This is a genomic window from Streptomyces sp. NBC_01408 (assembly GCF_026340255.1).
GTDB lineage: Bacteria > Actinomycetota > Actinomycetes > Streptomycetales > Streptomycetaceae > Streptomyces.
This window is the reverse complement of record NZ_JAPEPJ010000003.1, coordinates 607675-626536: the sequence shown is the minus strand read 5'-3', so window position 1 is coordinate 626536 and position 18862 is coordinate 607675. Positions and strand designations below refer to the sequence as shown.

Below are 18862 nucleotides of genomic sequence, written 5' to 3'. Positions count from 1 at the left end.
GCCTGCGCTCCCGGGGTCTACCAGGGGAAGGCGGTCCGGGCCGGGGCGGAGGCCGCGTACAGCTCGTCCACGGCCCGCACCTCCAGGGCAGCCGCCCGCTCCCGGCCCGCGCGGGGGACCTCGGGCAGGTAGAAGGCGGCCGCGCAGGTGCCGCCCAGGAAGCGGCGGGTGCCGTCGGGCAGGACGCGGGACAGCTCGTAGTGGCGCACCGGGCCGGGTGCCCGGCGCCAGGACAGGCGCAGCGCCGCCCCGCCGTCCCGCCGCGCCGCCCCGCCGTCCCGCCGCGCCGCCCCGCCGTCCCGCCGCGCCGAGGCCGTCACGGTCAGGGCGGTGGGCGGGGCCGGGGGCCGGGCCGGGCCGGCCTCGCGCACCGACAGGGCCCCCAGCCGCCAGGCCACCGGCCCGCCGCCGCGCGCGGTGATGCGTACCGCCAGCCCGTACGCCGTCCTCCCCGCCAGCTTCGCGAGCCCGATCCGCGTCGTGCGCCAGCCCGTGCCGTACGCCTGCCCGTCCCGGGTGCCGGCCGGCAGCCAGGTGTACGGGACGGGCTCGCCCGGGGCGGCCGGCTCGCGGGTGGCCACGCCGACCTCCACGGAGACCGGGCCCCCCGATTCGGTGGCGTGCACCAGCTCCAGGACGGTGGAGCGGGTCAGCGGCAGCCGGGTGGAGTGCAGCCCGACGGCGGCCGGGGCGGTCAGCCGGCCCGTGACCAGCAGGCTGGAGCCGCCGCGCCAGGCACGGGCGAAGTCCAGGCTCACGGCGGGCCGGTCCCCGGCGGTGTCCACGACCCAGCGGCGGCCCGGAAGCCGGTCCTGGAGCCCGAGGTGGTTCCAGGGGGTGTCGGAGGCGATCCGGCCGTCCTCGTACCAGCGTTCCCCGTGTCCGGTGTTGAAGGCGCAGGCGAAGGGCAGCGAGCTGACGGTGGAGCGGTCGGCGACGGCCGTGGCCGGGGCCCGCCAGGTGCCCTCGGGCGCCGGGCGGGAAGGATCGAGGGACTCGCCCGTCCAGAAGCGGTCGTCGGCCCGGTGGAAGGCGCCGGGGGAGCGGTCGGTGAGGTGGTTGCGGGTCCACTCGGGCCGGTAGAAGCCGTAGCTGATGACGTGGTCGCGCCCGCGCGGGATGATCGCGTCCCACTGGACCGGGGAGTTCCAGCCGTGGGACTCGGTGTCCACGGCCGCCCACAGCTCGTGGCGGGAACGGCCCAGCCGGTCCGCGAGCGCACCGGACGCGGCGAGGGTCTGCGGGGTCCAGCGGAAGTCCACGAACATCGTGTCCGCGACGGGGCCGGCCCGGTCCTCGAAGAACTCCTGGTTGAGCGCGTTGAGCGCCCCCTGCCAGCCGACCCGGCCGGTGGTGTTCATGGCGTCGTACCAGGTGATCCGCAGGCCGTGCCGGTCGCCCGCCGCCCGCAGGGCGCGCAGGAACTCCCGCATGCTGGAGGCCAGTTCGCTGTCGCCGCCGTCCGTCTCGGCATTGACGAACCAGCCGTCGAACCCGTACGTCCGGGCCACCCGCACGAGCTGGTCGGCGATCGGGAAGCGGCCCAGCCGGTCCCGCTGGACCAGGTCCCGGGTCCACTGGAGATCGCCGCCGTAGGGCGCGGGCGGCAGGAACACGTTGCCCATGACCCGGACCCCGTTGCGGTGGGCGGCATCGATGACGGGTGCGTTCGGGGCCAGCACGATCCCCTCGCCGGAAGAGCCGCCCCAGAAGACCAGCTCGTCGATGTACGCCCAGTGCGTGAGCGCGTAGGAGTCGGCGGTGGCGGAGCCCTGGGACGGGTTCCCCGCGGTCGGGCCGAAGGAGACGAGGGAGGAGATGCGGGCCTGGCCGGTCCGGGCGCCGGGGTGCGGCGGTACGGGGGTGAAGCGCGGCGCGAGCGGCACGGTCGAGGTGTTGTGGGCGAGGTCGGGATCGGTTTCGGGTCTCCACTCCTTGAGGGAGCGCCACACGATCCCGGGGCCGGGGGCGCCGCCCGGCAGCGAGTCCGGGTACCAGTAGGAGGCGTACGGGGCCAGGTCGGCCGGGGTCGCGGCGGCAGAGGCAGGCGGGGCGGTGGGGGCTGCTGAGGCGGCCGGGGTCAGTGCGGGCCCGCCCAGCAGGGCGGCGGCTCCCGCCCCGGCCCCGGCGGCGAGAACCCCGCGCCGGTCCGGCCCCGGCGGCACCGGCGGCGCTGGAGGCGGGCAGGTTCGGGCGGCGGTGGTGCGAGGGTCGACGCCGTTGTCGTTCTCGGACATGCGGGGCTCCTCGGAAGGTGGGGGACCGTACCAGGGGTGTCTCGCCGGTCGGGCCGGGCCCGGCCCTGATCCACCGGACACCCCCTAGACCTCGGGGACGCGCAGCACCTCGGTGATGCCGCGCGCGGCCAGATGGGCCGGGTCCTCGGCGAGCTCGGCCAGCACAACCGCCGGCCGGACCCCGTCCGCGGCCAGCGCCGACCAGGCCTCGAAGAAGGCGCCGCCGGGCGCGCACGTGGAGCGGCGCGGCGCGGCCGACGCCGGGCCGACGTCCACGGCCAGCGCCGTGGACCGGGGCGCGGGGCGGTGCTCGCGGCCCCGCCACTCCCCGGCGACGCGGGCGACGACGGCCCCGGCCGGCTTGGTCCGGCGGTCGTTGGTGAGCAGGCCCAGGCCGTACTCGAGTTCCGGGAAGTCGGCGAGCTCCCGGGACACGTCGTGCGAGCACCACCAGGTCACCCCCCACAGGCCGGGGCAGTCCAGGGCGTTCGCGAGGGTGGCCCCGGTGAACCGCGCCGCCTGCTGCGGCCCGATCAGCGGCGCGGGGGCGCCGACCTCCTGGAGCCACACCGGGCGGTGCGGGTCGAGGGCCCAGGCCTTGGACAGCTCGATCAGGTAGGCGGCGTGCTGCTCGGTCGCGGCGCCCGTCGGGCCGTGGCGCTGCGCGGTGCCGTTGAACACCCAGGAGTGCACGGCCGTGGCGGCGCCGAGCCGGGCGGCCTGGGCGGCGGTGAAGGGGTGGCCGTCCTGGTACCAGGCGGCGTCGTACTCGGCGTGCAGGTGGAACCGCCCCGGCGCCCCCTTCTCGCAGGCGGCTAGCATCCGCTCCAGCCAGCGCGCTGCCTGGTCGGGGGTGATCCGGTCGGGGTCGGGGTGCGGGGCGCCGGAGAACTGGTTGATCTCGTTCCCGACGGTCATGCCGATGAAGTTCGGCCGGTCGGCCAGGGCCGCGGCCAGCGTGCGCAGGTAATCCTCCTGACCGGCGACCACCTCGGGATCGCTGAAGATGTTCCGCCGGTGCCAGGTCCGGGTCCAGGCGGGCAGGAAGTCGAAGCTGGACAAGTGCCCTTGAAGCCCGTCCACGTTGACGTCGAGCCCGCGCTCGGCGGCCGCGTCGGCGAGCGCGACGAGCTGCTCGACGGCGCGCGGCCGGATCAGCGTCCGGTTCGGCTGGAACACCGGCCAGAGCGGGAAGACGCGGACGTGGTCCAGCCCGAGCGCGGCGATCGAGTCCAGGTCGGCACCGACCTCGTCGAGGTCGAAGTCCAGCCAGTGGTGGAACCAGCCGCGCGCCGGGGTGTAGTTGGCGCCGAACCTGAGGGTGCGGGCGGGCCCCGGAAGGGCGCCTTCTTCGCGCATGAGGAGTCCCTGGAGTCCTGAGGAATTCACCGGGTGACCCACAACCTGCCGCCCGTCCGGGGGGAAAGTCAACAGGGCCCTGTCTCCGGCCACCCCGATCTGGCGCAATGAATGCACCGGCCTCGTACGGCCGTGAACTTATGCGCTTCAGTCCCGTTGACAGACGGGTCCCGGGATCCCAAGCTGAGGTGAGCTAATGCGGTTTAGCTCCGGCCGGTCAATGGCGTCGGTCGAGGAAGTATGCGGAAATGGGCAGCGGTATTTCAGTCATCTCCGTGACCACTCCTTCCCTCTTCACCGGCCCGCCCGCAAGCCCCTCGCAGGTGGTCCGTGTCCGCACCCGCAGGGGGCGCCCAGCGGGCCCGCTGTACGTCACCGCGCACGGTCCGGCCGTCTGCCAGGGCAGGATCGCGTACGGTCCGGCCATCGCCGTCCGTGTGGACGGCTTGCCCGGTGCACCCGCCGCACCGGGCGTCGCCGACGCACCCGAAGGATGATGAGGCAGGCCATGGCCCGCAGACCCACCATCAAGGACATCGCGCGCCAGGCCGGGGTGTCGGAGAGCGCCGTGTCCTTCGCGCTCAACGACCGGCCGGGCGTTTCCCAGGACACCCGCGCCCGGATCCGCCGGGTCGCCGAGGAACTCGGCTGGCAGCCCAACAGCGCCGCCCGCGCCCTGTCGGGCGAACGCTCCGGCGCGGTGGGCCTCGTCCTGGCCCGGCCCGCTTACACGCTCGGCGTCGAGTCCTTCTTCCTCCAGCTCGTCTCCGGCATCCAGGAGGTCCTCTCCGCCTCCCGCATCGCCCTGCTGTTCCAGCTGGTCGACGACATCGACGCGGAGTGCGCGCTCTACCGCCGCTGGTGGGCCGAACGCCGCGTCGACGGCGTCCTGGTCGTCGACCCGCGCACGCACGACCCCCGCCCGGTCCTCCTGGAGCAGCTGGCCCTGCCCGCGGTCACCGTCGGCGAGGCCGGGCCCGGACGGCCCGCCGCCACCGTCTCCTCGGTCGCGGCGGACGACGCGGGGGCCATGGCCGAGGTCCTCGACCACCTGTACGGGCTCGGCCACCGCCGGATCGTCCACGTTGCCGGGCTGCCCGGCCTCGCCCACACGGCCCGCCGCATGGAGTCCCTGCACACGGAGGCGGCGCGCCGCGGGCTCGGCCCGGACCAGGTGCGCTCGGTGGTCACCGACTACTCCGACGCCGAGGGCGCGGCGGCCACCCGCCGGGTCCTCGCCGAACCCGCGCCCCCCACGGCGCTGATCTACGACAACGACGTGATGGCCGTGGCGGGCAGCGCGGTCGCCGCCGAGCTGGGCATTCCCGTGCCCGGCTGGCTCTCGATCGTGGCCTGGGACGATTCCGCGCTCTGCCGGGTCACCCACCCCCGGCTCACCGCCCTGGTGCGCGACACCGCGGGCTTCGGGCGGCTCGCCGCGCAGGAGCTCCTCGCCGTCCTCGCGGGAAGCCCGCCGAGGGTCCGCGAGAGCGAGCGTCCCCGGCTGGAGCCCCGCGAGAGCACCGGGGCTCCCCCGGCGCATACTGAATCCTGACCCCTTTTTGGAGCCGCCACCGTGATCACCCCCACCGCCCCGTTCCCCGCACCGCGCGCCGCGGCCTCGGCCGCAGGCCCGACGGTGGCGATCGACATCGGCGGCACGAAGATCGCCGGTGCGCTGGTGCACCCCGACGGCACGATGACGGCCACCACCCGCACCCCGACCCCACGGGACGCCGACGCGGACGCCGTCATGGCCGCGGTGACCGAGGTCATCGCGGACCTGTCCGGCTCTGAGCTGTGGCCCTCGGTGGTCCGCTGCGGCATCGGCAGCGCCGGCCCGGTGGACGCCTCCCGGGGCACGGTGAGCCCGGTCAACATCGGGGCCTGGCGGGAGTTCCCGCTCCAGGACCGGGTCGCCGAGCAGCTGGCTGCCCACGGGGCCGACGTTCCCACTGTGCTCGCAGGGGACGGCGTCGCGATGACCGCCGCAGAGCACTGGCTGGGCGCCGCCCGCGGCCACGCGAACGCGCTCTGCATGGTGGTCTCCACGGGCGTCGGTGGCGGCCTCATCCTGAACAACCAGCTCCACCCCGGCCCCACCGGCAACGCGGGCCACATCGGTCACATCAGCGTGGCCTTCGACGGCGACCCCTGCGTCTGCGGCGGCCGCGGCTGCGTCGAGTCCATCGCCTCGGGCACGGCGATCGCGGGCTGGGCCCTGGCTCAGGGCTGGACCCCCGCCGACGACGCCACGGCGGCGGGCGTGGCGACGGCGGCCGAGGCCGGCGACCCCGTGGCCCTGGCGGCCTTCGACCGCGCGGGCCGCGCCCTGGCCGCGGCCATCGCGGCGACCGCGACCCTCGTCGAGACGGACATCGCGGTCATCGGCGGCGGGGTCGCCGCCTCGGGCGACACCCTCTTCACGCCGGTCCGCACCCACCTCGCCGCCTACGCCACGCTGTCCTTCGTCCAGGACCTCCAGGTAGTACCGGCGGCCCTGGGCACCCACGCCGGCCTGATCGGCGCGGCCGCGGCGGCGCTGATGCTGCTGCCGTCCTGAGACCGCCGGCGGGACGGCCGGACGGCGGGACGGTCAGATGGCGGGACGGCGGGAAGGCCGGCGCGTGAAGGTCAGGGCCTGACCGGAAACGTCAGGGCTTGACCGAGCGGTAGTACCGGCCCGCGCCCTCGTGCAGCTCCAGCGGATCCGTGTAGATGGCCGTTCGCAGGTCCACCAGCTGCGCCGCGTGCACCTGGCGCCCGATGCGGTCGCGGCTGGCGATCACGGTCCGGGTGAACTGCTCCGTGAGCTCGGGGTCCGTATCCTCCTTGGTCACCAGCAGGTTCGGCACGGCCACCGTCGCCACCGCCGTGGTGTTGCGCGCCGACGCGTACGCGTCCTGCGGCATCACCGCCGCCCGGTAGTAGCGCGCCGGGCTCCCGCTGCCCTGGAGCTGCTCCACCAGGTCGCCGAGCTGCACCAGCCGGATCTCGAACCGCTCCGACAGCTCCCGCACCGCGTTGGTCGGAAGGCCGCCGGACCAGAAGAACGCGTCGATCCGCCCGGCCTCCAGCTCGGCCGGCATGGTGTCGATCCCTATCGACACCGAGGTGATGTCCCGCGCCGGGTCCAGCTTCGCCGCCGTCAGCAGCCGCTCCGAGATGAGCCGCACCCCGGACCCCGCCTGGCCGACGGCGACCCGCTTGCCCCGCAGGTCACGGGCCGACTGCACCGGGGACCCGGCCGGCACCACCAGCTGCACGTAGTCGTCGTAGAGCCGTGCGCAGCCGCGCAGCAGCTGCGAGCCGGGCTTCCCGTCGAGCCGGTACTTGGCGACCGCGTCGGCCGTCGCCACCGTGAAGTCGGCCTCCCCGTCGGCCACCCGCTGGAGGTTCTCCTGCGAGCCCTCGCTGGTCTCCAGCCGGACCCCGACCCCGGGCATGTCCTGCTTGAGCTCCTGCTCCAGCAGCTGCCCGTACCGGTGGTACACCCCGGTCCGCACGCCCGTGCTGAAGGTCAGCTCGCCCTTGAGGTCCGGCTCGCCGAAGGGCCGCAGCCACCACACCAGGGCGGCGAGCACGGCCAGCACCGCCACGATCCCCTGCAGGGCGTGGCGCCTGCTGATCCGGGGCGGTACGAGAGGCATGCCTGCGATCCTGCCACCCGCCCGCACTCCTGTCACGGCCCGGGCGACCGGAGGCCTCTGCGGCAGCGCCTACCCTTGTTCCATGACCAGCAGCAGCGACCGGAGCCCGGCAGTGGACCTTAAGGGAACTTACGAGGTGCGCACCTACGGGTGCCAGATGAACGTGCACGACTCCGAGCGACTCTCCGGTCTGCTGGAGGACGCGGGCTACGTCCGCGCGCCCGAGGGCTCCGACGGCGATGCCGACGTCGTGGTCTTCAACACCTGCGCGGTCCGTGAGAACGCCGACAACAAGCTGTACGGCAACCTCGGCCGGCTCGCCCCGATGAAGACGAAGCGCCCCGGCATGCAGATCGCCGTCGGCGGCTGCCTCGCCCAGAAGGACCGCGACACGATCGTCAAGCGCGCCCCCTGGGTCGACGTCGTCTTCGGTACGCACAACATCGGCAAGCTCCCCGTGCTGCTGGAGCGCGCCCGCATCCAGGAAGAGGCGCAGGTCGAGATCGCCGAGTCGCTGGAGGCCTTCCCCTCCACGCTCCCGACCCGCCGCGAGTCCGCGTACGCCGCCTGGGTCTCGATCTCCGTCGGCTGCAACAACACCTGCACCTTCTGCATCGTTCCGGCGCTGCGCGGCAAGGAGGAGGACCGCCGTCCCGGCGACATCCTCGCCGAGGTGGAGGCGCTGGTCGCCGAGGGCGTCTCGGAGATCACCCTGCTCGGTCAGAACGTGAACGCCTACGGTTCCGACCTCGGCGACCGCGAGGCCTTCAGCAAGCTGCTGCGCGCCTGCGGCCAGATCGAGGGCCTGGAACGGGTCCGCTTCACCTCCCCGCACCCGCGCGACTTCACCGACGACGTGATCGCGGCCATGGCCGAGACCCCGAACGTGATGCCGCAGCTGCACATGCCGCTCCAGTCCGGCTCGGACCCGATCCTGAAGGCCATGCGCCGCTCGTACCGCCAGGAGCGCTTCCTCGGAATCATCGAGAAGGTCCGCGCCGCGATCCCGCACGCCGCGATCTCCACCGACATCATCGTGGGCTTCCCCGGTGAGACGGAGGAGGACTTCCAGCAGACGATGCACGCCGTGCGCGAGGCCCGCTTCGCGAACGCCTTCACCTTCCAGTACTCCAAGCGCCCCGGCACCCCCGCGGCCGACATGGACGGGCAGATCCCCAAGGAGGTCGTGCAGGAACGCTACATGCGCCTGGTCGCCCTCCAGGAGGAGATCTCCTGGGAGGAGAACAAGAAGCAGGTCGGCCGCACCCTGGAGGTCATGGTCGCCGAGGGCGAGGGCCGCAAGGACGGCGCGACGCACCGGCTCTCCGGCCGCGCCCCCGACAACCGCCTCGTGCACTTCACCAAGCCGGAGTCGGAGGTCCGCCCGGGCGACGTGGTCACGGTGGACATCACCTACGCGGCCCCGCACCACCTGCTGGCCGAGGGCCCGACCCTGACCGTACGCCGCACCCGCGCCGGCGACGCCTGGGAGAAGCGCAACGCCGCCCCGGCCCAGCCCGCGGGCGTCATGCTCGGCATCCCGACCCTGGGCGTCCCCGCCCCCCTCCCGGCCACCACCTCGGGCTGCGCGGTCCCGTCGTCCTGACAGGCCGGGCTTCCGGCCTCGCGGTCCTGAGGGGCCAGGCTTCGAGGCTCGCGGTCCTGTAGGGGCCAGCTTCCAGCCTCGCCGTCGTGAGGGGCCGGGCTTCCAGCCTCGCCGGCGTTTGAGGCGCGGGGTCTGGGGCGGAGCCCCAGGAAGCCCGGCGCAGCCGGGGGCCGCCTGCGGCGCGGCCGGGCTCCGGCAGGGCCCCGGCCAGGAAGGCCCCCGCCCCGCCCGGCGACGGCTAGGCTGCGGATCATGCTCGTAGCCGCCGCAGTCTGTCCCGCCCCGCCGCTGCTCGTGCCGGAGGTCGCCGCGGGGGCCGCCGCCGAACTCGGCGCCGCCCGCACCGCCTGCTCCGACGCGCTCGCCGTGCTCGCCGCCTCCCGGCCCGACCTGCTCGTCGTCGTCGGAGCCGCCGACCAGGAGCACCACGGGGCCTACCCGCCGGGCGCCCGCGGCACCTTCCGCGGCTTCGGCGTCGCGGCCGACGTACAGCTCGGGGAGGGCGAAGAGGGCCCCCGGTCGCTGCCCGCCCCGCTGGCGGTCGGTGCCTGGCTGCTGCGGCACGCACGCTGGGGAGCCGCCCCGGTCGAGGGGCTCGGCGTGGGGGAGTCGCTGGACACCCCGCGGTGCCTGGAGGCCGGGCGGGAGCTGGCCGCGCGTGACGCGCGCGTCGCGCTGCTCGTGATGGGCGACGGCTCCGCCTGCCGGACCCTCAAGGCCCCCGGCTACCTCGACGAGCGCGCCGCCGCCTTCGACGCCGGGGCCGCCCGCGCGCTGGGCGCGGCCGACACGGCCGCGCTCGCCGCTCTCGACGCCGGGCTCGCCGCGGAGCTCAAGGCCGCGGGCCGGGCGCCCTGGCAGGTGCTGGCCGGCGCGGCCGACGGCGCGGGCCTCGACGGGCGGCTGCTGTACGAGGACGCGCCGTACGGCGTGGGCTACTTCGTCGCCACCTGGTCCTGAGGGACCGGGTAGCCGCCCCGGGTGCTCCCCGGGTACGGCGAAGGGGCGCGGGATCCGATGATCCCGCGCCCCTTCCGGTACCGCGTCAGGGAGCCGTCGGCGGCGTCGGCCCGCCGGGTGCGTCCTTGTGCGCGATCTTGCCCAGGGCGTCCTTCGCCTTGCCCGTTCCGCTGGTGATGTGGCCGCTGTACTTGCCCTTGGTCTTGGAGTCCACGGCCTTGGCCACCTTGTCCAGACTCTCGCCGATCCTGCCCTCGTGTTGCTGGGCGAGGTCGCCGACCTTGCCCTTCGCCGGAGCGAGCTTGGCCTTCATCTTGTCCAGCAGGCCCATGGGTCACCTTCCATTGGCGGGTAGCTACGTACGGGCGCCCTCGCCGGTCTCGCTGTCCGCGGCCACCTCGGCCGACTGCTGCTTCGGAATCTCCACGGCTTCCGCCACCGGAGCTTCCGCGGCAACCGGCTCGGCCTCGGCCGCTTCGGCCGCTGCGGACTCCGCCGTCAGGCCCTCCGCCGCGACCTCCTCGGTCGCAACCTCGTCCTTACGACGGAAAAACCGATCAAAAACGCCCATGTCTACTCCCATAACGTTACTCGTGTGAGTGAAGTTCCGCCTTGGCCGGACCGGCCTCCGCCGGGCGCACGCCCGGCGGAACCTCGCCAGGGCAACGACCCCGGCCCGGCCCCGTCACGTAACCCGATCGGGTACATGCCCAGAGGTTTGCGAGACTGGGGCAGTGAGGAAAGCAGCCCCCGCCCCGCGGGTCATCGCCGTCGTCGGTCCCACGGCAGCCGGAAAGTCCGATCTGGGCGTCGCACTGGCCCGTCATTTCGACGGTGAAGTCGTCAACGCCGACTCCATGCAGCTGTACCGGGGGATGGACATCGGCACCGCCAAGCTGACGACCGGGGAACGGGGCGGCGTCCCGCACCACCTCCTCGACATCTGGGACGTCACCGAGACCGCCAGCGTCGCCGAGTACCAGCGCCTGGCCCGCGTCGAGATCGACAGACTCCTCGCGCAGGGCCGTACCCCGGTCCTCGTCGGCGGCTCCGGGCTGTACGTCCGCGGTGCCCTGGACGCCATGGAGTTCCCCGGCACCGACCCCGAGGTCCGGGCCCGGCTGGAGGAAGAGGTCACCCTGCGCGGCCCCGGCGCCCTGCACGCCCGGCTCGCCGCCGCCGACCCGGCCGCGGCCCAGGCCATCCTGCCCAGCAACGGCCGGCGCATCGTCCGCGCGCTGGAGGTCATCGAGATCACCGGCCGCCCCTTCACCGCCAACCTGCCCGGCCACGAGTCCGTCTACGACACCGTCCAGATCGGCGTCGACGTGGCCCGGCCCGAACTCGACGAGCGGATCGCGCTGCGGGTGGACCGGATGTGGGAGGACGGCCTGGTGGACGAGGTCCGCGCGCTGGAGGGCAAGGGGCTGCGCGACGGAATCACCGCTTCCAGGGCGCTCGGGTACCAGCAGGTACTGGCCGCCCTCGCGGGGGAGTGCACCGAGGACGAGGCCAGGGCCGAGACGGTCCGCGCGACCAAGCGGTTCGCCCGCCGACAGGACTCCTGGTTCCGCCGCGACCCGCGGGTCCACTGGCTCAGCGGGGCGGCCGCCGACCGCGGGGAACTCCCCGGACTCGCGCAGTCGTTGGTCGAACGACCGGTCACAGCCTGATCACGTGATGGCATCGGGAAGCTCCGGGCGCCCGTCCCGGGTCCGCGACCGTGCCATCATCAAACTCCGGCCGGTGCGGTCACCGGCGGTGAACATGCGGCGTTCGAAGTCCGAGTGGGGAGGGCGCGTGGCGATGGAGGCCGGCCCTCGTGACACCGGGCGGGACGACGCCCGGCGAGAAGTGGAGCCGACGCTTCACGACGCTCCGGGCACCCCGGGCGCTCCCGGCACCCCGGGTACACCGAGCCCTGTCGGCGTGCCTCGCGCGCCCGTCGGCCCCGAGGCGCTCGACGCGCCCGACGGGCTCGGGCTGCCCGCCGACCCCGCACGGCTGACCCCCGACGGACCGGACGCACCGGACTCCGCCGAGGCCGCCGCCTCCGGACCCGAGTACGAGGTGGAACTGCGCCCGCAGCGCCGCCTGCGCCTGTGGCAGATCGCCCCCATCGTGATGCTCGCCGCGGCCGGTTCGCTGATGTTCGCCTTCCCGCTCGCCTTCGAATTCGGCGACGGCGGAGCCGTGGTCGCCATGCTCGGCTTCCTCATCAGCTGCTGCGCCGGCGGCTGGGGCATGATGGCCGCGCGCCGCGTGGGCCACACCTGGCCCGGGCTCCCGGCACGGGGCAGCGGGCGGCGCCCCGACTGGCGGATGGCCGCGCTGTACGCCGTGGCCGCACTGGCCGTCGTAGCGCTCGCCGTCTACCGGGTCGCCCGGCTGCGCTGACCGCGATCCGGACCGATCCACGCCCCTGAGCTGGGGCTCGGTACCATGGGGCGGTGACGCAGAGCACCCTCCCCTTCCTCAAGGGCCACGGGACCGAGAACGACTTCGTGATCGTCCCGGACCCGGCCAACGCCGTCGAGCTGTCCCCGGCCGCCGTCGCCAAGCTGTGCGACCGGCGGGCCGGCATCGGCGCGGACGGCGTACTGCACGTCGTCCGGTCCGCCGCGCACCCCGAGGCGGCGCACCTGGCCGGCGAGGCGGAGTGGTTCATGGACTACCGCAACAGCGACGGCTCCGTCGCCGAGATGTGCGGCAACGGCGTGCGCGTCTTCGCCCGCTACCTCCAGTACGCCGGTCACGTCGAGCCCGGGGGCATCGCCGTCGCCACCCGCGGCGGAGTCAAGCGGGTCCACCTCGACAAGGGCGGGGACGTCACCGTCTCCATGGGGCGCGCCGAGTTCCCCGAGGGCGAGGTCACCGTTTCGGTCGGCGCCCGCAGCTGGCCCGCGCGCAACGTGAACATGGGGAACCCGCACGCCGTGGCCTTCGTTGAAAGCCTCGACGACGCCGGGAACCTGTACACCGCCCCGCCGTTCAGCCCGGCGTCCGCCTACCCGGCCGGTGCCAATGTCGAGTTCGTCGTCGACCGCGGCCCCCGGCACGTCGCCATGCGCGTCCACGAGCGCGGCTCCGGCGAGACCCGCTCCTGCGGTACCGGCGCCTGCGCCGTCGCCGTGGCCGCCATCCGCCGCGACGGCGCCGACCCGGCGGCCACCGGCACACCGGCCACCTACACCGTCGACCTCCCCGGCGGCACCCTGGTCATCACCGAGCACCCCGACGGGCAGATCGAGATGACCGGACCGGCCGTGATCGTGGCCACGGGCGAGTTCGACGCGGACTGGCTCACCGAAACGGCCTTCAGCTGAAGCTTCCCTCTAATGGGTGATCCGTTTCACGCTGAGCGAGAGGTGGACTGCGCCACGTGGTGGGGTCGGTAACATCAGGCACCGGCCCTGAGGGCTCACCCCATGCCCACCACCGCCGGTCGAAGCCGCCGGAGGTGCCCATGAGTGCAGAGGCCACGAACCCCGAAGCACACCCCGAAGCGTGCCCTGAGCCCCGTAGAAGGGGCCGGACCAGGCTCGATCTGCGCAGGCTCGGGCGCGCGGCCCTCCTCGGGCCCACCTCCCGGGGCCGGCTCCCCGACGCGATCGGCCATGTCGCCGAGGCACATCGCGCGCATCATCCGGACGCCGATCTGTCCCTCCTGCGGCGGGCCTACCTCCTCGCGGAGACCTCTCACCGCGGCCAGATGCGCAAAAGCGGTGAGCCGTACATCACACACCCGCTCGCCGTCACCCTGATCCTCGCCGAACTCGGCGCCGAAACCACCACGTTGACGGCCTCCCTGCTCCACGACACCGTCGAGGACACCGAGGTGACCCTCGATCAGGTCCGCGCCGAGTTCGGCGACGAGGTCTGCTTCATCGTCGACGGCGTCACCAAGGTGGAGAAGATCGACTACGGCGCCGCCGCCGAGCCCGAGACCTTCCGCAAGATGCTCGTCGCCACCGGCAACGACGTCCGCGTGATGTCCATCAAACTGGCCGACCGGCTGCACAACATGCGCACCCTCGGCGTGATGCGCCCCGAGAAACAGGCCCGCATCGCCAAAGTCACCCGTGACGTTCTCATCCCCCTGGCCGAACGGCTCGGCGTACAGGCCCTGAAGACCGAGCTGGAAGACCTCGTCTTCGCGATCCTGCACCCCGAGGAGTACGAGAGCACCCGCGCGCTGATCGCGGCCCACGCCGGGGAGCGCGACCCACTGCCCGCCATCGCCGACTCCGTACGGGCCGTCCTGCGCGACGCGGGCATCGCAGCCGAAGTGCAGGTCCGGCCACGGCACTTCGTCTCCGTACACCGGATCTCCCTGAGCCGTGGCGAACTGCGCGGCTCCGACTTCGGCCGCATCCTCGTCCTGGTCGCCGAGAACGCCGACTGCTACGCGGTACTGGGCGAGCTGCACACCTGCTTCACCCCCGTGGTCTCGGAGTTCAAGGACTTCATCGCCGTCCCGAAGTTCAACCTCTACCAGTCCCTGCACACCGCCGTCGCCACGCCCGAGGGATACGTCGCCGAGACCATCGTGCGGACCCGGCAGATGCACCGCGTCGCGGAGGCGGGCGTGGTCGCGCTCGGCAATCCGTACGCCACCGGGGCCCCGGACGCGGCGGCCGACCCGGACGAGGAGCGGGTCGACCCGACCCGGCCCGGCTGGCTGTCCCGGCTGCTCGACTGGCAGCAGTCCGCGCCCGACCCCGACACCTTCTGGACCGTGCTGCGCGCGGAGCTGGCCCAGGACCGGGAGATCACCGTCTTCCGGGCGGACGGCGGGACCCTGGGCCTGCCGGCCGGGGCCAGCTGTATCGACGCCGCCTACGCGCAGCACGGGGCGGCCGCCCACGGCTGTATCGGCGCCCGCGTCAACGGGCGTCTCACCTCGCTGGCGTCCCGGCTGTCCGACGGCGACACCGTGCAGCTGCTGCTCGCACAGGACGCCTCCTCGGGGCCCGCCGCCGAATGGCTGGAGCACGCGCGCACCCCGGCCGCCCGGATCGCCATCGCCAGCTGGCTCGAAGCCCACCCCGACCGGGCGATGGCCACCACCACGGCCGCCCGGGCACCGCTGTCCGTCGTCGGGGCCCGGGGCGGCGGGGGCAACGCGGTCGCCGACCTCCCCGACGCCCACGTACGGCTGGCCGGCTGCTGCACGCCGGTGCCACCCGACGCGGTCGCCGGGTTCGTCGTACGGGGCGGGGCCGTGACCGTGCACCGCATCCACTGCGCGGCGGTGGCCCAGATGCGGGCGGTGGGGCGGACCTCCGTAGCCGTTCACTGGCGGGCGACCGCCGACTGCCGGGTCACGCTGCTCGCCGAATCGTTCGGCCGCCCGCACCTGCTGGCCGATCTCACCGAGGCCATCGCCCGGGAGGGCGTCGAGGTCGTCTCCGCGACCGTGGAACCGCCGGTCGAGCAGCGGGTCCGGCACTCCTACACCCTGCTGCTGCCCGACGCGGCGGGGCTGCCCGCCCTCATGCGGGCGATGCGGGACGTGCCCGGCGTGTACGACGTCAGCCGCGCCTGAGGGTTCCGGGGGGTTGTCGGGCCGGTCAGAGCGGTCGGACCGCTGTCGCCGGCCGGGCCCGGCGCGTGGGGGTGGAGCAGCGGGGGTGCAGCAGCGAAGGGACCCGTTCGGGTGGCGCCGTCGCGCGTCGTGCCCGGCCGGGGGACGGGCGCTGGTAAGCGGTGGTGGATGCAGCTCACTTCCCCCCGCCTGCGCGCAGCCCTGCTCGCCGCGGCCTCCCTCACCCTCGTCGCCGCCGTGCTGCCCCCGCCGAAGGCGCTGGGCATCGGCGACCGCCTCTTCCCGGAACTGGGCAACCCCGGGTACGACGTGCTCTCGTACGACCTGTCCTTCACGTACAAGGACAACCGCACCCCGCTGGACGCGGTCACCGTCATCAACGCCCGCACCCTGCACGCGCTGGAGCGGATCAACCTGGACTTCAGCCGCGGAACGGTGGCGTCCGCCGAGGTCAACGGGGTACCGGCGCAGTTCGAGAGCGCGGGCGAGGACCTGGTGCTGACCCCGGCGCGACCGGTGGGTGAGAACTCCGCACTGCGCATCACCGTCCGGCACACCAGCGACCCGCGCGGTGCCGCCGACGGGGGCTGGGTGCCCACCGAGGACGGCCTGGCGATGGCGAACCAGGCGGACGCCGCCCACCGCGTCTTCCCCTGCAACGACCACCCGGCGGACAAGGCGCTCTTCACCTTCCGGGTCACCGCCCCGGCCGGTCTCACCGTCGTCGCCAACGGGGTGCCGGCCGCGCTGCCGGCCCTCCGGACGGGCCGCACGACGGCGTGGACGTACCGGACCCTGCACCCGATGGCCACCGAACTGGCCCAGGTCTCGATCGGCCGGTCCGCCGTCGTGCACGGCACGGGCCCGCACGGCCTGCCGCTGCGCGACGTGGTGCCGGCCGCGGACCGGCAGCGGCTGGACCCCTGGCTGAAGAAGACCGCCGGGCACATCGCGTGGATGGAGGAGCGGGTCGGCCCGTACCCCTTCGAGAACTACGGGGTGCTGATCGCCCGGGCGACGACCGGTTTCGAGCTGGAGACCCAGACCCTCTCGCTCTTCGAGCACAGCCTGTTCTCGGGGGAGGGATACCCCGAGTGGTACGTGGAGTCGGTGATGGTCCACGAGCTGGCCCACCAGTGGTTCGGCGACAGCGTCTCCCCGCGGACCTGGTCCGACCTGTGGCTGAACGAGGGCCACGCCACCTGGTACGAGGCCCTGTACGCGGACGGGCTCGGCAAGTACTCCCTGGAGCGGCGCATGCGCGAGGCGTACCAGCGCTCCGACCAGTGGCGGGCTGCGGGCGGGCCTCCGGCGGCCCCGAAGGCCGCCGCCCCCGGGGAGAAGATCGGGCTGTTCCGGCCGGTGGTCTACGACGGCTCCGCGCTGATCCTGTACGCGCTGCGGCAGGAGATCGGCACCGAGGCCTTCGACCGCGTCGAGCGGCGCTGGGTGACCGAGCACAAGGACGCGGTCGCGGGTACGGAGGACTTCGTACGCCTGGCCTCGCAGGAGGCGGGCCGGGACCTGAGGGCCTTCCTGGAGCCCTGGCTGTACGGGAAGACGACCCCGGCGATGCCCGGGCACCCGGAGTGGGGCGGTCCGGCGAAGGCCTGAGGAGGGACAGGACGACCCCACGGGCGCGCCGGGAGGGGAAAAGGGTGTGACGGGCGAGGAACGGGCATGTCACCATCGACGGGCCCGTTCGGGGAATCCCCCGGCGGTGTGACACGTTGGACGTGACAGTGTTATGTCACTTGCGGTGCGTGGGTTCCAGCACCTGCTCCTCCTGGGCGCCGCGGACGCATTCGAATCGACGTAAGGATCCAATGACCTCCTCTTCTTCCCCTTCCCAGGACGCGCGGGACGCACAGGACGTGCCGGACTCGCAGAGCTTCACCGAGAGCCTTCGGGCCGATGCCCTGATGGAAGAGGACGTCGCCTGGAGCCACGAGATCGACGGAGACCGCGACGGCGAGCAGTTCGAACGCTCCGAGCGCGCGGCCCTGCGCCGCGTGGTCGGCCTCTCCACCGAACTCGAAGACGTCACCGAGGTCGAGTACCGGCAGCTGCGCCTCGAGCGCGTCGTGCTCGTCGGCGTCTGGACCTCCGGCACGGTGAACGACGCGGAGAACTCCCTCGCGGAGCTCGCCGCCCTCGCCGAGACGGCCGGTGCCCTCGTACTCGACGGCGTGATCCAGCGCCGCGACAAGCCCGACCCGGCCACCTTCATCGGCTCGGGCAAGGCCCGGGAACTGCGCGACATCGTCATGGAGACCGGCGCCGACACCGTCGTCTGCGACGGCGAGCTCAGCCCCGGCCAGCTCATCGCCCTCGAAGACGTCGTCAAGGTGAAGGTGGTCGACCGGACCGCCCTCATCCTCGACATCTTCGCCCAGCACGCCAAGTCCCGAGAGGGCAAGGCGCAGGTCGCGCTCGCGCAGATGCAGTACATGCTGCCGCGACTGCGCGGCTGGGGTGCCTCGCTGTCCCGTCAGATGGGTGGCGGCGGCGGTGGCGGCATGGCCACCCGTGGCCCTGGTGAAACCAAGATCGAGACGGACCGGCGCCGGATCCGCGAGAAGATGGCGAAGATGCGCCGGGAGATCGCGGACATGAAGACCGGCCGCGACATCAAGCGGCAGGAACGACGCCGCAACAAGGTGCCGTCGGTCGCCATTGCCGGCTACACCAACGCGGGCAAGTCCTCGCTGCTCAACCGCCTCACGGGCGCGGGCGTACTGGTGGAGAACGCGCTGTTCGCCACCCTCGACCCGACCGTGCGCCGGGCCGAGACCCCGAGCGGCCGGATCTACACCCTGGCCGACACCGTGGGCTTCGTCCGGCACCTGCCCCACCACCTCGTCGAGGCGTTCCGGTCCACGATGGAGGAGGTCGGCGACTCCGACCTCATCCTGCACATCGTGGACGGCTCGCACCCGGCGCCGGAGGAGCAGCTGGCGGCGGTGCGTGAGGTGATCCGCGAGGTCGGCGCGGTGAACGTGCCCGAGATCGTCGTGATCAACAAGGCGGACGCCGCGGACCCGCTCGTGCTGCAGCGGCTGCTGCGGATCGAGCGGCACTCCATCGCTGTATCGGCCCGCACGGGAATGGGCATCGAGGAACTCCTCGCGCTCATCGACACCGAGCTGCCCCGGCCCGAGGTCGAGGTGGAGGCACTGGTGCCGTACACGCGCGGCTCGCTGGTGGCCAAGGCGCACGCCGAGGGCGAGGTGATCTCCGAGGAGCACACCGCGGAGGGCACCCTGCTCAAGGCGCGGGTCCATCAGGAACTGGCGGCGGACCTGGCTCCGTACGCGCTCGCGAAGCAGTGACGCGCCGGAGCGGATGACGGTGTGAACGGCCGAGGGCCCCCTGCGGTGCAGGGGGCCCTCAGTGCTGTGTGGTGCCGCCGTGGCGTGGTGTCGCCGTGGCGTCGTACGCCGTGCTCGTGCCGTCGTGGCGTCGTGGCGTGTGGTGCGCCCTCGTACGGGTCGTGTCGCGG

The 18862-nt window shown here is 73.6% G+C and carries 16 protein-coding genes; 11 read left to right on the top strand and 5 right to left on the bottom strand.

The window, feature by feature from the left end; all coding sequences use genetic code 11:
• Nucleotides 1-17: 17 nt before the first annotated feature.
• Both OG447_RS30370 and OG447_RS30365 read right to left on the bottom strand, forming a co-directional pair.
• On the bottom strand, nt 18-2237 hold the full coding sequence (locus tag OG447_RS30370; protein ID WP_266940685.1) for an endo-beta-N-acetylglucosaminidase: 2220 nt from the start codon (nt 2235-2237) through the stop codon (nt 18-20).
• 84 nt (nt 2238-2321) lie between these two features.
• The gene (locus tag OG447_RS30365; protein ID WP_266940683.1) at nt 2322-3596 is read right to left on the bottom strand and encodes a glycosyl hydrolase; all 1275 of its coding nucleotides are present in this window, start codon (nt 3594-3596) and stop codon (nt 2322-2324) included.
• A 275-nt stretch (nt 3597-3871) separates the two neighbouring features.
• Here OG447_RS30365 and OG447_RS30360 point away from each other — a divergent pair, with 275 nt between their 5' ends.
• From OG447_RS30360 to OG447_RS30350, 3 genes are all read left to right on the top strand, one after another.
• Nucleotides 3872-4093 carry a hypothetical protein gene (locus OG447_RS30360; protein WP_266940682.1) on the top strand — a complete coding sequence of 74 codons (222 nt, stop codon included), beginning with the start codon at nt 3872-3874 and terminating at the stop codon, nt 4091-4093.
• Nucleotides 4094-4104: 11 nt separating this feature from the next.
• Complete coding sequence (locus OG447_RS30355) at nt 4105-5151, top strand: LacI family DNA-binding transcriptional regulator (protein WP_266940681.1); 1047 nt, start codon at nt 4105-4107, stop codon at nt 5149-5151.
• A gap of 84 nt (nt 5152-5235) precedes the next feature.
• The gene (locus tag OG447_RS30350; protein WP_266940972.1) at nt 5236-6159 is read left to right on the top strand and encodes an ROK family protein; all 924 of its coding nucleotides are present in this window, start codon (nt 5236-5238) and stop codon (nt 6157-6159) included.
• 91 nt (nt 6160-6250) lie between these two features.
• On the opposite strand, the gene OG447_RS30345 is transcribed toward OG447_RS30350, so the two are convergent.
• Entirely contained in the window at nt 6251-7246 is a 996-nt protein-coding gene (locus OG447_RS30345; RefSeq protein WP_266940679.1) for a TAXI family TRAP transporter solute-binding subunit, read from the bottom strand.
• An 82-nt stretch (nt 7247-7328) separates the two neighbouring features.
• On the opposite strand from OG447_RS30345, the gene miaB reads away from it, so the two are divergent.
• Nucleotides 7329-8852, top strand: a complete 1524-nt coding sequence (gene miaB, locus OG447_RS30340) for a tRNA (N6-isopentenyl adenosine(37)-C2)-methylthiotransferase MiaB (RefSeq protein ID WP_266940678.1) — start codon at nt 7329-7331, stop codon at nt 8850-8852.
• Nucleotides 8853-9104: 252 nt separating this feature from the next.
• Nucleotides 9105-9812: a hypothetical protein gene (locus tag OG447_RS30335; RefSeq protein WP_266940677.1), complete on the top strand. Its 708-nt coding sequence runs from the start codon at nt 9105-9107 to the stop codon at nt 9810-9812.
• Between the two features lie 85 nt (nt 9813-9897).
• Here OG447_RS30335 and OG447_RS30330 read toward each other — a convergent pair whose 3' ends face one another.
• A complete protein-coding gene (locus tag OG447_RS30330) occupies nt 9898-10143 on the bottom strand; it encodes an antitoxin (protein WP_266940676.1) in 246 nt (81 codons plus the stop codon).
• 24 nt (nt 10144-10167) lie between these two features.
• The gene (locus OG447_RS30325) at nt 10168-10383 is read right to left on the bottom strand and encodes a gliding motility protein (RefSeq protein WP_266940675.1); all 216 of its coding nucleotides are present in this window, start codon (nt 10381-10383) and stop codon (nt 10168-10170) included.
• Nucleotides 10384-10546: 163 nt separating this feature from the next.
• Here OG447_RS30325 and miaA point away from each other — a divergent pair, with 163 nt between their 5' ends.
• From miaA to hflX, 6 genes are all read left to right on the top strand, one after another.
• The gene (gene miaA / locus OG447_RS30320) at nt 10547-11485 is read left to right on the top strand and encodes a tRNA (adenosine(37)-N6)-dimethylallyltransferase MiaA (RefSeq protein WP_266940674.1); all 939 of its coding nucleotides are present in this window, start codon (nt 10547-10549) and stop codon (nt 11483-11485) included.
• Between the two features lie 256 nt (nt 11486-11741).
• Nucleotides 11742-12209, top strand: coding sequence for a hypothetical protein (locus OG447_RS30315; RefSeq protein WP_266940673.1), 468 nt, complete (start codon nt 11742-11744; stop codon nt 12207-12209).
• 53 nt (nt 12210-12262) lie between these two features.
• Nucleotides 12263-13138, top strand: a complete 876-nt coding sequence (gene dapF / locus OG447_RS30310) for a diaminopimelate epimerase (RefSeq protein ID WP_266940672.1) — start codon at nt 12263-12265, stop codon at nt 13136-13138.
• A gap of 140 nt (nt 13139-13278) precedes the next feature.
• Entirely contained in the window at nt 13279-15360 is a 2082-nt protein-coding gene (locus OG447_RS30305) for a bifunctional (p)ppGpp synthetase/guanosine-3',5'-bis(diphosphate) 3'-pyrophosphohydrolase (protein ID WP_266940671.1), read from the top strand.
• Nucleotides 15361-15528: 168 nt separating this feature from the next.
• Nucleotides 15529-16974, top strand: coding sequence for a M1 family metallopeptidase (locus OG447_RS30300; RefSeq protein WP_266940670.1), 1446 nt, complete (start codon nt 15529-15531; stop codon nt 16972-16974).
• Between the two features lie 212 nt (nt 16975-17186).
• A complete protein-coding gene (gene hflX, locus OG447_RS30295; RefSeq protein WP_266940668.1) occupies nt 17187-18692 on the top strand; it encodes a GTPase HflX in 1506 nt (501 codons plus the stop codon).
• The last annotated feature ends 170 nt before the right edge of the window (nt 18693-18862 follow it).

Coding starts and splice junctions, on each gene's coding strand:
- OG447_RS30330 (WP_266940676.1), bottom strand. CDS start 10,143: ATGGGCCTGCTGGACAAGATGAAGGCCAAGCTCGCTCCGGCGAAGGGC.
- OG447_RS30365 (WP_266940683.1), bottom strand. CDS start 3,596: ATGCGCGAAGAAGGCGCCCTTCCGGGGCCCGCCCGCACCCTCAGGTTC.
- hflX (WP_266940668.1), top strand. CDS start 17,187: ATGACCTCCTCTTCTTCCCCTTCCCAGGACGCGCGGGACGCACAGGAC.
- OG447_RS30355 (WP_266940681.1), top strand. CDS start 4,105: ATGGCCCGCAGACCCACCATCAAGGACATCGCGCGCCAGGCCGGGGTG.
- OG447_RS30335 (WP_266940677.1), top strand. CDS start 9,105: ATGCTCGTAGCCGCCGCAGTCTGTCCCGCCCCGCCGCTGCTCGTGCCG.
- OG447_RS30300 (WP_266940670.1), top strand. CDS start 15,529: ATGCAGCTCACTTCCCCCCGCCTGCGCGCAGCCCTGCTCGCCGCGGCC.
- OG447_RS30325 (WP_266940675.1), bottom strand. CDS start 10,383: ATGGGCGTTTTTGATCGGTTTTTCCGTCGTAAGGACGAGGTTGCGACC.
- OG447_RS30305 (WP_266940671.1), top strand. CDS start 13,279: ATGAGTGCAGAGGCCACGAACCCCGAAGCACACCCCGAAGCGTGCCCT.
- miaB (WP_266940678.1), top strand. CDS start 7,329: ATGACCAGCAGCAGCGACCGGAGCCCGGCAGTGGACCTTAAGGGAACT.
- OG447_RS30345 (WP_266940679.1), bottom strand. CDS start 7,246: ATGCCTCTCGTACCGCCCCGGATCAGCAGGCGCCACGCCCTGCAGGGG.
- OG447_RS30370 (WP_266940685.1), bottom strand. CDS start 2,237: ATGTCCGAGAACGACAACGGCGTCGACCCTCGCACCACCGCCGCCCGA.